General features: G+C 52.5%; 17 protein-coding genes and 3 pseudogenes. 16 read left to right on the top strand and 4 right to left on the bottom strand.

From position 1 onward, the window contains the following. The first annotated feature begins 53 nt into the window (after nt 1-53). From HV350_RS25555 to HV350_RS25605, 11 genes and pseudogenes are all read left to right on the top strand, one after another. Nucleotides 54-317, top strand: coding sequence for a hypothetical protein (locus HV350_RS25555; RefSeq protein WP_009310051.1), 264 nt, complete (start codon nt 54-56; stop codon nt 315-317). Beyond that, complete coding sequence (locus HV350_RS25560; protein ID WP_009654312.1) at nt 314-880, top strand: hypothetical protein; 567 nt, start codon at nt 314-316, stop codon at nt 878-880. Before HV350_RS25555 ends, HV350_RS25560 begins: the two co-directional genes overlap by 4 nt. Before the next feature lie 30 nt (nt 881-910). Next, a complete protein-coding gene (locus HV350_RS25565) occupies nt 911-1,405 on the top strand; it encodes a hypothetical protein (protein WP_004213594.1) in 495 nt (164 codons plus the stop codon). A 60-nt stretch (nt 1,406-1,465) separates the two neighbouring features. Beyond that, the gene (locus HV350_RS25570) at nt 1,466-1,669 is read left to right on the top strand and encodes an HHA domain-containing protein (RefSeq protein ID WP_004213596.1); all 204 of its coding nucleotides are present in this window, start codon (nt 1,466-1,468) and stop codon (nt 1,667-1,669) included. 13 nt (nt 1,670-1,682) lie between these two features. Then, nucleotides 1,683-1,880, top strand: coding sequence for a hypothetical protein (locus tag HV350_RS25575; protein WP_032736891.1), 198 nt, complete (start codon nt 1,683-1,685; stop codon nt 1,878-1,880). 28 nt (nt 1,881-1,908) lie between these two features. Then, nucleotides 1,909-2,606 (top strand): IS1 family transposase gene (locus HV350_RS25580; protein ID WP_224252838.1). Its coding sequence is split into 2 segments (ribosomal slippage): nt 1,909-2,158 and nt 2,158-2,606, totalling 699 coding nucleotides; the frame shifts between segments, so codons are not numbered across the junction. A 17-nt stretch (nt 2,607-2,623) separates the two neighbouring features. Then, nucleotides 2,624-3,001, top strand: a pseudogene (locus HV350_RS25585) (IS30 family transposase); the annotation flags it as partial. Nucleotides 3,002-3,013: 12 nt separating this feature from the next. Further along, nucleotides 3,014-3,292, top strand: a pseudogene (locus tag HV350_RS25590) (IS3 family transposase); the annotation flags it as partial. A 66-nt stretch (nt 3,293-3,358) separates the two neighbouring features. Then, the gene (locus HV350_RS25595; RefSeq protein ID WP_001067855.1) at nt 3,359-4,063 is read left to right on the top strand and encodes an IS6-like element IS26 family transposase; all 705 of its coding nucleotides are present in this window, start codon (nt 3,359-3,361) and stop codon (nt 4,061-4,063) included. A gap of 137 nt (nt 4,064-4,200) precedes the next feature. Further along, a protein-coding gene (locus tag HV350_RS25600; protein ID WP_087776852.1) for an IS3 family transposase occupies nt 4,201-5,408 on the top strand; the annotation gives its coding sequence in 2 pieces (ribosomal slippage) (nt 4,201-4,522 and nt 4,522-5,408; 1,209 coding nt in all). A 333-nt stretch (nt 5,409-5,741) separates the two neighbouring features. After that, nucleotides 5,742-6,242: a non-heme ferritin-like protein gene (locus HV350_RS25605; protein WP_001752509.1), complete on the top strand. Its 501-nt coding sequence runs from the start codon at nt 5,742-5,744 to the stop codon at nt 6,240-6,242. Nucleotides 6,243-6,558: 316 nt separating this feature from the next. On the opposite strand, the gene HV350_RS25610 is transcribed toward HV350_RS25605, so the two are convergent. The 4 genes from HV350_RS25610 to HV350_RS25625 all read right to left on the bottom strand — a co-directional run bounded on the left by HV350_RS25610 (nt 6,559) and on the right by HV350_RS25625 (nt 10,016). Further along, on the bottom strand, nt 6,559-7,539 hold the full coding sequence (locus tag HV350_RS25610; protein WP_000019450.1) for an IS5-like element ISKpn26 family transposase: 981 nt from the start codon (nt 7,537-7,539) through the stop codon (nt 6,559-6,561). A 277-nt stretch (nt 7,540-7,816) separates the two neighbouring features. Next, entirely contained in the window at nt 7,817-8,098 is a 282-nt protein-coding gene (locus HV350_RS25615) for a helix-turn-helix transcriptional regulator (RefSeq protein WP_000780222.1), read from the bottom strand. After that, the gene (locus tag HV350_RS25620) at nt 8,079-8,408 is read right to left on the bottom strand and encodes a type II toxin-antitoxin system RelE/ParE family toxin (RefSeq protein WP_000493286.1); all 330 of its coding nucleotides are present in this window, start codon (nt 8,406-8,408) and stop codon (nt 8,079-8,081) included. The genes HV350_RS25615 and HV350_RS25620 overlap by 20 nt, the downstream gene beginning before the upstream one ends. 603 nt (nt 8,409-9,011) lie before the next feature. Beyond that, complete coding sequence (locus tag HV350_RS25625) at nt 9,012-10,016, bottom strand: IS110-like element IS4321 family transposase (RefSeq protein WP_053287405.1); 1,005 nt, start codon at nt 10,014-10,016, stop codon at nt 9,012-9,014. Between the two features lie 255 nt (nt 10,017-10,271). On the opposite strand from HV350_RS25625, the gene HV350_RS25630 reads away from it, so the two are divergent. The 5 genes and pseudogenes from HV350_RS25630 (at nt 10,272) to HV350_RS25650 (ending at nt 14,030) form a co-directional block, all read left to right on the top strand. Further along, nucleotides 10,272-10,976, top strand: coding sequence for an IS6-like element IS26 family transposase (locus HV350_RS25630; protein ID WP_001067848.1), 705 nt, complete (start codon nt 10,272-10,274; stop codon nt 10,974-10,976). 46 nt (nt 10,977-11,022) lie between these two features. After that, nucleotides 11,023-11,580, top strand: a pseudogene (locus tag HV350_RS25635) (IS110-like element IS4321 family transposase); the annotation flags it as partial. Between the two features lie 280 nt (nt 11,581-11,860). After that, entirely contained in the window at nt 11,861-12,829 is a 969-nt protein-coding gene (locus HV350_RS25640; protein WP_032640602.1) for a magnesium and cobalt transport protein CorA, read from the top strand. A gap of 91 nt (nt 12,830-12,920) precedes the next feature. Continuing rightward, complete coding sequence (locus HV350_RS25645) at nt 12,921-13,493, top strand: hypothetical protein (RefSeq protein ID WP_004099040.1); 573 nt, start codon at nt 12,921-12,923, stop codon at nt 13,491-13,493. A gap of 87 nt (nt 13,494-13,580) precedes the next feature. Next, entirely contained in the window at nt 13,581-14,030 is a 450-nt protein-coding gene (locus HV350_RS25650; RefSeq protein ID WP_004099042.1) for a hypothetical protein, read from the top strand. The last annotated feature ends 88 nt before the right edge of the window (nt 14,031-14,118 follow it).

Raw genomic sequence — 14,118 nt, forward strand, 5'->3', positions numbered from 1 at the left:
ATACGTGATATGATTTTTAACCTAACCGGACATGTTCAGACGGAGCGAGCAGGATGGATGAGAAAGAAGTGAATTTTTCACTCAGCTATGAGCAGCTGACCCGGATAGCGGAAGAGCGTATCCGTGAATGCAATCTGGACAGCCAGGGCGCGATTTACATCAGCGAGTCAGCCAAGGCCGGTGCCGTGCTGAGCTATTGGTATGAACTGGCCATAAATGGCTATGCCTCAGTGAATGCCATAAAGAGACAAGAGCTCATAGACGCCGATCACCTGCGCCTCAGACAACTCATCTGGCCGGAGGCGGACAAGCAATGACTCAGGCGCGCCGACCATCGCCGCTGCAGCGGCGGGTGCTGATTGTGCTGGCCGCCCTCGATGCGAAACGTCCGGGGCCGGTGGCGACGCGGGATATCGAGCGGGTGCTGGAGCAGGGCGGGGATGCCCCGGTGTACGGGCCGAACCTGCGCGCCTCCTGCCGGCGCATGGAAGCCGCGGGCTGGCTGCGCACCCTGCGCGCCCCGAACCTGCAGCTGGCCGTCGAGCTGACGGAGGCCGGTCGCGGCATTGCAGAACCGCTCTTCCAGGCAGAACGCGAGGCTGAAACGGCACGACAACGACTGACAGACGTCCGGCGTCTGCCGTTACGCCAGACGGCTGCCGGTGACGCGGTGGAGCTGCAGCTGGGTGACGGTCATTACTCCCTGCGGGAAGCGGCCTACGTGATCCGTCTGGACGGTACCACCTGCCTGCAGCTGACGGATGCCGGCGGCATACGCCGGATAAAAGAGGGCGATCCCCTGCAGGTGGCCAGCTGGTATCAGACCTGTTTTGATGCAGGCCTGCCGGTCACCGTCCAGGTGAATGAGAGCCGGGACTGATCGCCACCACACAAGGAATATGAGCATAAAATGAAAGTCACTGAACCCGGGCTGAATAAGCTGATCGATAACCTGAACACCCTGATTTGCGAGGACAGCCTGCTCACGCGCCAGGAGCGTGAAACGCTGGTACTGGCCGTCGCCGCTATCGGCGCCATGAAAGCGCGCGTCGGCTTGAAAAAAGGCGATGCGCCGACCGTTGCCAGACGGGAAAAAAGGGAGAAAAAAGACCGCCAGCCTGATCCGCGTTTTCCGCGAGCCGGTCATCCCTGGCAGGAAGACGAAAAAACCTTACTGAGTGATGCGCTCGATTCGGTACCGGACGAAGAGATTGGCAAGCATCTGTTCTGGCTTTCCGAGAAACTGGGCAGAACGCCTTTCAGTGTTGCTTTCCAGATCGCGGCAATCAGGGAGCTGCAGGACGGCTGGGAGGAGCAGTTCAGGGAGATTTCGGATAACATTCGCTTGTCCGGTCTGAGCATCAGTGATTATCTTACACAGAACGGCACGGGCCATAACGCCTGAAAGAAATTTGCGTTATTTGTAAAATTAAATACCAGGGAAGCCTCAGGATATAAAAAACTAATGACGAAACAGGAATGGATTTTACGACTACGGCGCTGTACATCGAAGGAAACCCTGGAAAGGGTTATAGAAAAAAATAAATATTCTCTGTCAGATGATGAGCTTGAGCATTTCAATGCCGCGGTTGATCACCGGCTGGCGGAGATGACGATGGGAAAGTTGTATGACCGGGTACCGCCAGGTGTCTGGAAATTTGTGAAATAGAACAGGTGACCTTATGAGTTACGGCTGGCTCTTCGAAAGTCCGGATGATGACATTTCGGGTGATAATCATATCAATCTGGAACACCTCCCTCCTGAGCTAAAACAGGTTGCTATCCAGATAGTACAAAATCAGTTTGATCGTGATACTGCAGAGAAAAAACTTGCAGAATTAATCCAGAAACTCGGTGATGCTGCCAACTTACTGATTTAGTGTATGATGGTGTTTTTGAGGTGCTCCTGTGGCTTCTGTTTCTATCAGCTGTCCCTCCTGTTCAGCTACTGACGGGGTGGTGCGTAACGGCAAAAGCACCGCCGGACATCAGCGCTATCTCTGCTCTCACTGCCGTAAAACATGGCAACTGCAGTTCACTTACACCGCTTCTCAACCCGGTACGCACCAGAAAATCATTGATATGGCCATGAATGGCGTTGGATGCCGGGCAACCGCCCGCATTATGGGCGTTGGCCTCAACACGATTTTACGTCACTTAAAAAACTCAGGCCGCAGTCGGTAACCTCGCGCATACAGCCGGGCAGTGACGTCATCGTCTGCGCGGAAATGGACGAACAGTGGGGCTACGTCGGTGCTAAATCACGTCAGCGCTGGCTGTTTTACGCGTATGACAGGATACGGAGGACGGTTGTGGCGCACGTCTTCGGTGAACGCACTCTGGCCACACTGGAGCGTCTTCTGAGCCTGCTGTCGGCCTTTGAGGTCGTGGTATGGATGACGGATGGCTGGCCGCTGTATGAATCACGCCTGAAGGGAAAGCTGCACGTTAACAGCAAGCGTTACACTCAGCGCATTGAGCGACATAACCTGAATCTGAGACAACATCTGGCAAGGCTGGGACGGAAGTCACTGTCGTTCTCAAAATCGGTGGAGCTGCATGACAAGGTCATCGGGCATTATCTGAACATAAAACACTATCAGTAAGTTGGAGTCATTACCCGATCATCCTTAGACTCAGGGGCAAAGATTCTGTCTCAGTAAATCAGGCTCTTACCGACAAATTCCTGAGTTTACCGTCAGAACTCAGAAAATCACTGACATGGGACAGAGGAATGGAACTGGCCAGACATCTAGAATTTACTGTCAGCACCGGCGTTAAAGTTTACTTCTGCGATCCTCAGAGTCCTTGGCAGCGGGGAACAAATGAGAACACAAATGGGCTAATTCGGCAGTACTTTCCTAAAAAGACATGTCTTGCCCAATATACTCAACATGAACTAGATCTGGTTGCTGCTCAGCTAAACAACAGACCGAGAAAGACACTGAAGTTCAAAACACCGAAAGAGATAATTGAAAGGGGTGTTGCATTGACAGATTGAATCTACAACTGCGCTCTTGATGTCCGACTCGCTGAACGGTTCACGATAGTTGCCAGACTGAGCGACAGCCACACGGTTGTCAGCCTGTGCTCCGCGCTGGAAATACACCGCAGCAGTTACCGGTACTGGCGAAAACGACGCGATATGGTTAATCCGGTACACGTCAGGTTGTACAGCGAAATACGTCGGGCGTGGAACCAGAGCCGGGGCTCTGCGGGGGCACGCACTTTGGCTGACATGCTGACCCAAAACGGCGTCCCGATGAGCCGTTACCGTGCCGGACGCCTGATGAAAGGCACTGTTGCAAATAGTCGGTGGTGATAAACTTATCATCCCCTTTTGCTGATGGAGCTGCACATGAACCCATTCAAAGGCCGGCATTTTCAGCGTGACATCATTCTGTGGGCCGTACGCTGGTACTGCAAATACGGCATCAGTTACCGTGAGCTGCAGGAGATGCTGGCTGAACGCGGAGTGAATGTCGATCACTCCACGATTTACCGCTGGGTTCAGCGTTATGCGCCTGAAATGGAAAAACGGCTGCGCTGGTACTGGCGTAACCCTTCCGATCTTTGCCCGTGGCACATGGATGAAACCTACGTGAAGGTCAATGGCCGCTGGGCGTATCTGTACCGGGCCGTCGACAGCCGGGGCCGCACTGTCGATTTTTATCTCTCCTCCCGTCGTAACAGCAAAGCTGCATACCGGTTTCTGGGTAAAATCCTCAACAACGTGAAGAAGTGGCAGATCCCGCGATTCATCAACACGGATAAAGCGCCCGCCTATGGTCGCGCGCTTGCTCTGCTCAAACGCGAAGGCCGGTGCCCGTCTGACGTTGAACACCGACAGATTAAGTACCGGAACAACGTGATTGAATGCGATCATGGCAAACTGAAACGGATAATCGGCGCCACGCTGGGATTTAAATCCATGAAGACGGCTTACGCCACCATCAAAGGTATTGAGGTGATGCGTGCACTACGCAAAGGCCAGGCCTCAGCATTTTATTATGGTGATCCCCTGGGCGAAATGCGCCTGGTAAGCAGAGTTTTTGAAATGTAAGGCCTTTGAATAAGACAAAAGGCTGCCTCATCGCTAACTTTGCAACTGATGTAGCCCCCTGAAACACCGGACAGTAGCTGTATCTCCAGATAAGAGATAGGCTTGAATATATGTCTAACACTAACGCCAATTTTGAGATGACCGGGATCCTGTTAGGGCAAGAAGCCCGTAAACGTAAAACTCCTCAGGAGAAGATCGCCATTATCCAGCAGACGATGGAGCCGGGCATGAATGTCTCCCATGTCGCCCGCCTGCATGGTATCCAGCCCAGCCTGCTGTTTAAGTGGAAGAAGCAATATCAGGAAGGCAGCCTCACCGCCGTTGCGGCCGGAGAGGAAGTCGTTCCTGCTTCTGAGCTTACTGCTGCTCTGAAGCAGGTCCGGGAACTTCAGCGCCTTCTGGGCAAGAAGACGATGGAAGTTGAGATCCTGAAAGAAGCCGTGGAGTACGGCCAGTCGCGAAAATGGATAGCGCACGCGCCCTTGTTGCCAAAGGACGGGGAATAGCCCTGGTCAGCCGCACCATGGGCGTGTCGCGTGCGCAGCTGTCACTGCGGATTAACCGTTCTGCCGACTGGCAGGACAAGCGCTGTAACCGGCGTAATGACGAAGCAGACGAAGAAATACTGTCGGCTATCCTCGACATCATCAGCGATATGCCGAGTTATGGTTATCGACGCGTGTGGGGCATCCTGCGCAAGCAACGTCGCACAGAGGGACAGCCACCTGTGAACGCCAAACGGCTTTACAGGATAATGAGCGAGCATAACCTGTTGTTGTTGCATGACAAACCAGAGCGACCGAAGCGTGAACATAAGGGCAAGATAGCGGTGGCAGAAAGCGATATGCGCTGGTGTTCAGATGGCTTCGAGTTCGGCTGCGACAACGGCGAAAAACTGCGGGTAACGTTCGCGCTGGACTGCTGCGACCGTGAGGCCATAGACTGGGCAGCAAGCACGGGAGGCTATGACAGTTCAACCGTGCAGGATGTGATGCTGAGGTCGGTGGAAAAGCGCTTCGGCGACAGGTTGCCCGATACAGCGGTGCAGTGGCTGACGGACAACGGTTCAGCGTATACCGCGTATGAAACGCGGAGGTTCGCGAGAGAGCTGAATCTGGAGCCCTGCACAACAGCGGTGAGCAGCCCGCAGAGTAATGGCATGGCCGAACGGTTCGTGAAAACGATGAAAGAAGACTATATCGCGTTCATGCCAAAACCGGATGTGAGAACAGCACTGCGAAACCTTGCAGTAGCGTTCACGCATTACAATGAAAACCACCCGCACAGCGCGCTGGGATATCACTCCCCGAGGGAATACCGGCGGCAGCGGACATCGTTAACTTAAGATACAAAAGCTGTTCGGAGATGGCGGGTCAAGATCATCGCTAACTTTGCAACAGTGCCCCTAATCGTGTTCAGCAGAATAGCCGGAGGAAGTTTCCTACTGTCGATAAGAAAGGATTGGCACAGGGAGTGTGAATATCGAAACACCATCACAGAATAATGCCAGATAGAAATGCGATAGTAGGGTTGGATATTTAAATAAGGAGCATCCCGACTTAAAATGAATATGACTGCGTAACCAGGCGCAATAAAAAAAGCGAAAGAATCGCTTTTATTCTGGTTGTTTTTTCGAAGAGTGACCGTTTTCTGAGATGACAAGAAATAAGGAAGTCCTATGATCGCTAGCGGAATAGTTCAAAAACTGAATGCGCAAATGAATCAGGAGTTTTATACCTCAAATTTGTATCTTCAGCTCAGCCAGAGGTGCAGCGAGAATAGCCTTAATGGCACCGCACTATTTTTGCGTCATCAGGCGCAAAATACGGTGACGCAAATGATGCGCATGTACGAATACATCAAACAGAGCGGCGCCACGCCGGTGTTACAGGAGCAACACGCCCGGTGCGGTGAATTTTCCACGCTGGAAGATCTGTTTGAGCAGACGGTAAGCGATTACCAGAAGCGCATTAATGCGCTGACCTCTTTGACGGAAGACGCCCAGGCAGCAAACGATAAGTCAGCGATTAACTTCCTGAAGCGATACAGAAAAGAGGAAATCGTGGACGGGACGCTGTTGCAAATCATTCTGGATGAAGTCCGCAGCGCTAAAAAAGCGGGCATCAACATGCAGCAAACCGACCACTATCTGGTTGGCGTGATCGATCGCTATCACTAAATCAATTTCGCAGTACGAGGAGGTTTTACGCCTCCTCAGAAAATCTGTTTTACATCAGAAACAGAGGTTTATGCCAGTGAACATTTGATACCCAACACGTCATAGTGATTTTTTAACTTAGCGTTTTTATATCGTGCCAAAAATGTCTCTGCTTGTGTCTTTATATTAAGGAAGGTGCGAATAAGCAGGTCATTTCTTCCCAAGCTGACTCGCTGATTAAAATTTCGCGGATCTGGGCCGATTTTTTTCCCGCAAACACATCGAATCAGCCTATTTAGGCTATTTTTTCCACCATTTCTGGCGTTATTTCCGGTTTTTACTGAGATCTCTCCCACTGACGTATCATTTGGTCCACCCGAAACAGGTTGGCCAGGGTGAATAACATCGCCAGTTGGTTATCGTTTTTCAGCAGCCCCTTGTATCTGGCTTTCACGAAGCCGAACTGCCGCTTGATGATGCGAAACGGGTGCTCCACCCTGGCACGGATGCTGGCTTTCATGTATTCGATGTTGATGGCCGTTTTGTTCTTGCGCGGATGCTGCTTCAAGGTTTTTACCCTGCCGGGACGCTCGGCGATCAGCCAGTCCACATCCACCTCGGCCAGCTCCTCGCGCTGTGGCGCTCCTTGGTAGCCGGCATCGGCTGAGACAAATTGCTCCTCTCCATGAAGCAGATTACCCAGCTGATTGAGGTCATGCTCGTTGGCCGCGGTGGTGACCAGGCTGTGGGTCAGGCCACTCTTGGCATCGACACCAATGTGGGCCTTCATGCCAAAGTGCCACTGATTGCCTTTCTTGGTCTGATGCATCTCCGGATCGCGTTGCTGCTCTTTGTTCTTGGTAGAGCTGGGTGCCTCAATGATGGTGGCATCCACCAAAGTGCCTTGGGTCATCATGACGCCTGCTTCGGCCAGCCAGCGATTGATGGTCTTGAACAATTGACGGGCCAGTTGATGCTGCTCGAGCAGGTGGCGGAAATTCATGATGGTGGTGCGATCCGGCAGGGCGCTATCCAGGGATAATCGGGCAAACAGGCGCATGGAGGCGATTTCGTACAGGGCATCTTCCATGGCACCGTCGCTCAGGTTGTACCAATGCTGCATGCAGTGAATACGCAGCATGGTCTCCAGCGGATAGGGCCGTCGGCCATTGCCCGCCTTGGGATAAAACGGCTCGATGACAGCGGTCATATTCTGCCATGGCAGAATCTGCTCCATGCGGGAGAGGAAAATCTCTTTTCGGGTCTGACGGCGCTTAGTGCTGAATTCACTATCGGCGAAGGTGAGTTGATGGCTCATGATGTCCCTCTGGGATGCGCTCCGGATGAATATGATGATCTCATATCAGGAACTTGTTCGCACCTTCCCTAAGTCACCGGCGGCTTGCCTGCCACACATTGAACATTACAGACCAATTAGCACTTTGTCACCGGGGAAAGATGTAAAGATTATGTATAAATAGATTGGCTTAGAAGTGACATTTCAACTTTGGAGAAACAGGTGACATTTTAAACTTGCTTTAACAAAATTTTGGGACTGACCGAAACAAAAAGGCCAGCCCCGGAGGGCTGGCTATTCAGTACAGGGCAATGACAGGTTTCTTGATGCCGCAGGCGTGAGCGTAGCGGGTCAGTGTGTCGATGCTGGCTTTGGTGATGTTGTTTTCCAGGCGAGAAATAACCGGAGGTGTAACCCCCATGCGTTCAGCAACCTGCGCTTTTGTCAGGTTGTCATGCTTGCGCCATTCAGCAAGCAGCTCCCTGAGCTTTTCCTTACGTTCTTCTTCCTGCCATGCAGCGCGATATTCATCGTCCTGCATCCACTCGTTATGCAGTTCTTTATGGCTTACCAGTTTCATTAAGTACCTCCGCTAACCGCTTTTTGGCGAGATCGATTTCTTTCGCTGGCGTTTTCTGTGACTTCTTGATGAAAACACGGAGCATGATGATGGTATTGCCTTTGTGGTATACCCAGATTCCCCTGGCTATGTCCGTCCCCATCGTGCGGATCTCAAAAAGTCCATCGCCCAGGGGCTTCGTGTCCGGCTCCCGCAGTAATCGGGCGTCATACTCCAGTTTGCCGATGAGACGGTCAAACTTCACCCTGATTTTTACGGGTAATGCTGTGGCTTCTTCCCTGGCTTCCGGGTGATAAACAACGCTAAACATGTGACCTCCCATTTCTATTAATATTAACCTATAGGCTAATTTCAGACAAGGTAGAATTAACCTATAAGCTAATTTTGTTGGCAGTTATCGTGGCTACCCGGTCACTACCCTGTTAGCGTGAGTTTTCGTTCCACTGAGGAACGGGGATTTATGCGCGTTAGCGCATGTAAGGCGGCAGGATGAAATGACAGGTAGCACCGAGGGTTAGCCGCCGATACCAGTGAGGGATCGAAAGGGATCGCCTATCCATCCCTTCACCTTGCAAAGCCATATTCCGCTAAAAGCGGCTCAGAGGCTTTTGTGCGCGGTCGGAGTGGTCACAACAAGGGGACGTCTCAGAAAACGGAATCTATGGTCACTCCCGTTTTTGCAACACCGATTTTGACGATAAGTTGGCTTGCTTGAATCTATCCGGCGTCTGAATGGGATTTTATTCCCGCGCCTTGATGAGTTCCGCGCCTGATGAACCTCCAGAAAATATACGGCTTCAATGAGCCTTTCCGTTTTACAGGTTCCTCAACAGGCCGGTGGGCCGTTAGTATCATCAATATCAGTATTCGCAAAACCAGATCAGTGATTCTTTAAACCGGTGTATTTCTGCCGTTATGCTACATAAGTTTGCTGTCGTGCCGTTAGGGCCCAGGCTATTCTGGCCAGCTTGTTTGCCAGAGCACAAGTGACGACAAAGTTGCTTTTCCGGCACAGTAAATCCCTGACCCAATCGGCCAATTTGCCAGACTGGTGTTCCAGTTTTTGTATGAATACCCTGGCACATTGAACCAACAAAGTTCGGATCTTTTTGTTACCTCGCTTACTAATTCCCAGCAATGTCGTCCGACCTCCCGTGCTGTACTGTCGAGGCACTAGCCCTGTTGCCGCCGCAAAGTCACGACTGCTGGCGTACTGCTTCCCGTCGCCAATCTCAGTTGAAATAGTACTCGCTGTCAGTGTTCCGACGCAGGGAATGCTCAGCAAGCGCTGTCCAATCTCATCTTCGTCCAACTTTCGTTTCAACTGGGATTCCAAATCTTTAATCTGCTCAACAAGATAGTGATAATGCTGTTGTAATTTCAGCAATAACTGGCTGAGGTAAAGAGGCAAACTATTGTCCTCAAGAATGGTACTCAGTCGGCTAATAACGGCAGCTCCTCGGGGAACACTAATGCCAAATTCCAGCAGAAAAGCATGCATTTGATTGGTTGTTTTTACCTTATCCTGAACCAGGGATTCACGGACACGGTGCAGAGCCCGCATTGCCTGCTGAGATTCCGTTCTAGGTTGCACAAAACGCATAGACGGACGCGATGCAGCTTCACAAATAGCTTCGGCGTCGACAAAGTCGTTTTTGTTACTTTTAACGAATGGACGGACAAATTGTGGTGATATCAGCTTTGGAAAATGCCCCAACTCTTCCAACTTGCGTGCCATAAAGTGAGAGCCTCCGCAGGCTTCCATTACGATGGTCGTTGCCGGGCATGTCGCCAAAAATTCGATTAACTTTGGCCGGGTAAATTTTTTACGGTAAACAGCCTTGCCGCGACGATCCTGGCAATGAATATGGAAAGAGTTTTTACCCAGATCGATACCAATGAGCGCAATGTTTTCCATGATAGTTCTCCGAATGAAAGCCTATCCTCAGCATAGTACCGGGAAGGAGGGAGTGACCATCTCATTAAATAAAGCACGTTAAGCCCATTGCAGACTCTAGATATTGACGAGTACGTCGGGTTTTCTCTTGTTTGAGTTGCCTCTTGTGGTAAGATAGTAATCAATTACTATCTTACCAGGAGTGCTCGTGGAGGCACTGTTGCAAATAGTCGGTGGTGATAAACTTATCATCCCCTTTTGCTGATGGAGCTGCACATGAACCCATTCAAAGGCCGGCATTTTCAGCGTGACATCATTCTGTGGGCCGTACGCTGGTACTGCAAATACGGCATCAGTTACCGTGAGCTGCAGGAGATGCTGGCTGAACGCGGAGTGAATGTCGATCACTCCACGATTTACCGCTGGGTTCAGCGTTATGCGCCTGAAATGGAAAAACGGCTGCGCTGGTACTGGCGTAACCCTTCCGATCTTTGCCCGTGGCACATGGATGAAACCTACGTGAAGGTCAATGGCCGCTGGGCGTATCTGTACCGGGCCGTCGACAGCCGGGGCCGCACTGTCGATTTTTATCTCTCCTCCCGTCGTAACAGCAAAGCTGCATACCGGTTTCTGGGTAAAATCCTCAACAACGTGAAGAAGTGGCAGATCCCGCGATTCATCAACACGGATAAAGCGCCCGCCTATGGTCGCGCGCTTGCTCTGCTCAAACGCGAAGGCCGGTGCCCGTCTGACGTTGAACACCGACAGATTAAGTACCGGAACAACGTGATTGAATGCGATCATGGCAAACTGAAACGGATAATCGACGCCACGCTGGGATTTAAATCCATGAAGACGGCTTACGCCACCATCAAAGGTATTGAGGTGATGCGTGCACTACGCAAAGGCCAGGCCTCAGCATTTTATTATGGTGATCCCCTGGGCGAAATGCGCCTGGTAAGCAGAGTTTTTGAAATGTAAGGCCTTTGAATAAGACAAAAGGCTGCCTCATCGCTAACTTTGCAACAGTGCCCCCCGAGGAGCTGCCGTTATTAGCCGACTGAGTACCATTCTTGAGGACAATAGTTTGCCTCTTTACCTCAGCCAGTTATTGCTGAAATTACAACAGCATTATCACTATCTTGTTGAGCAGATTAAAGATTTGGAATCCCAGTTGAAACGAAAGTTGGACGAAGATGAGGTTGGACAGCGCTTGCTGAGCATTCCCTGCGTCGGAACACTGACAGCGAGTACTATTTCAACTGAGATTGGCGACGGGAAGCAGTACGCCAGCAGCCGTGACTTTGCGGCGGCAACAGGGCTTGTACCTCGGCAGTACAGCACGGGAGGTAGGACGACATTGCTGGGAATTAGTAAGCGAGGTAATAAAAAGATCCGAACTTTGTTGGTTCAATGTGCCAGGGTATTCATACAAAAACTGGAACACCAGTCTGGCAAATTGGCCGATTGGGTCAGGGATTTACTGTGCCGGAAAAGCAACTTTGTCGTCACTTGTGCTCTGGCAAACAAGCTGGCCAGAATAGCCTGGGCCCTAACGGCACGACAGCAAACTTATGTAGCATAACGGCAGAAATACACCGGTTTAAAGAATTACTGATCTGGTTTTGCGAATACTGATATTGATGATACTAACGGCCCACCGGCCTGTTGAGGAACCTGTAAAACGGAAAGGCTCATTGAAGCCGTATATTTTCTGGAGGTTCATCAGGCGCGGAACTCATCAAGGCGCGGGAATAAAATCCCATTCAGACGCCGGATAGATTCAAGCAAGCCAACTTGTCGTCAAAATCGGTGTTGCAAAAACGGGAGTGACCATAGATTCCGTTTTCTGAGACGACCCCTGCATGACCATTATCGCCGCATATTATTACAACGAAGGTAAGCGAGTCCGTGAAATCAGGCTCGATGAGCACGTCGAACTAAACGAGAATCGCTCGGGCTTCTGCTGGATCGCGCTTAGCGAGCCCACCGCAGACGAACTCAGCGCGATCCAGACGACGTATAACCTCCATCCTTTGGCGATCGACAACGCCATGCACCCGCTGTGCCCGCCCAAGCTCGAGGTCTACAACGATGAGTTGTACGTCGTCGCCCAGACCGCCGAGCTGGTCGGCGACCGGATCAGCTACGGCAAGATGGCGATCTTCACCGGTCACAATCACCTTATCACCGTGCGGCACGGCAATGCCGGAGCGCTGGGCAAACTTCGGGAGCAACTCGAGGCATCGCCGACGCAGTTCGGCAAGGGTGTCGACTATGTGCTGCACGCGATCTTGCACCGAGTGGTCGACCAGTATCTGCCCATCTTCGAAATGATCGAGGACGACGTCCTGGCGATGGAGCGACGGTCGCTGCACGATTTCCTCGAGCCAGAAGAGGTGGCGCGAATCTTCGAACTAAGGTCCGAACTCACGCGGTTCCAGCGCACGCTCGGGGCTATGGCCGAGCTGGTGCGAAAGCTCGTTCGCGGCCACTTTCCCTGCATCAGCGCCGAAATGACACCATATTTCCACGACGTCGCGGACCATGTCCACCGCGTGCAGTCCATGGTCGACGGCCTCCTGCTTGTCCTGTCCACGGTCTTCGAGGCCAGCAGCCTTCTGGAAGCGCAAAGGATCGGTGTGGTCACTCGCCAGCTCGCGGCCTGGGCGGCGATCTTGGCGGTCCCGACGGCGATCGCCGGAATATATGGCATGAACTTCAAGCACATGCCGGAACTGGACACGCCATATGGCTACTTCGTCGTGCTCGGAGTGATAGCGGTGTTCTGCCTTCTCCTATTCATGCGCTTCAAGAAGGCCAAGTGGCTATGAGTAACGCACTTCGCGAGCTTCTCCGTCCGCCGAGTCACAGCGCGCTTTGTGCGCGAGCGTGTCCAATCCAGTTCAAGATGAAGGTGCTTCCATGACCTCCCAGGTGACCGACGTTCTAGAAGCAGTCCAGTCATTCATCGCCAAAGGCTATGACCGCGAATACCGCGTCAAGGACGGCAATCTCGTCGATCTCGAACTAGGGTCAACCCTCGATGCATGCAGCATTCGCGTCGATGCGGCGTTGCGCCTCGAGAGCGGGGACGACGGCGAAGATGCCTCCAACATCTACGCGATCACCGATCCGGCGACAGAGCATAAAGGCCTGTTGATCGACGCCTTCGACGTGTTCCACGAAATCTGCCCCCGCGACTTGTCCGAGCGCCTTGTGGCGCATCGGGAAACAGCACCGGCAGGTGACCAGGACGCGCCGAGCAAGCACGGACTACGGAAAGTCTACAAGAGCGAGTTTCACAGCGATCCCGAGCGTTACGTTCTGCGCGAGGGCTTTCCAGACTTCCCGCCATGCCCTTTCGGCCAATCCTTCAGCATCCTCGGCTTCGATACCGCCGAGCAGGAATATGTCTGGCTCGTCACGAGCATCATTCGAGATCCTCGGCTGATCAGGGTTCCATACCAGGGCGAAGACGTCATCAGCGACGAATAGCGGTGTCGCTTAGCCGGAAAGGCTGGCCTTCCTGGCCCACACATCTGCAGGCTGAACTTTAAGAACATCGAAAATTAGGAGGTGATTATGGACTGGAACAAGGACCACATACGAGAAACTATGCTCTTGCTGGAGACAGCAGCGTTGCACAGCGCTCGCGAAAACTACCTGGACTATGTCTCTACCGCTCGGCTCGATCGGAGCGAACCGATCGAAAACGACGAACTAGCTCAGGCCGAGGTCGCGAGCGACTTCGCTGAAGCGCTCGATGACACGCTCCATGACTACGCCAATAAACTCGAAAAGCTCAGGACGATCGATTTCGGCCCCAAGTTGGCCGTCAACGAAGGCGCTGTCGTCAAGCTGTCCGGCCGCCACTTTGTGATCGCGGTGTCAACGAGCAAGTTTACCTGTCAGGGGCGTGAGCTCATGGGCATTTCCACGATGGCGCCGATCTTCGAAGCGATCGAGGGTGCCCGAGCCGGGGAGACCGTGCAGTTCAACGGCCGGGACCTCACCGTAGAAGACGTGGAATAAAGCCCTCCACCGCAGCCGGCGCGCTAGTGCCGAACGCCCTGCATCTCTTTCTGCATGCATACGGTCACTTGCAGCCGCGTTGACCTGG

The organism is Citrobacter sp. RHBSTW-01013, from assembly GCF_013781985.1.
GTDB classification, from domain to species: domain Bacteria; phylum Pseudomonadota; class Gammaproteobacteria; order Enterobacterales; family Enterobacteriaceae; genus Citrobacter; species Citrobacter braakii.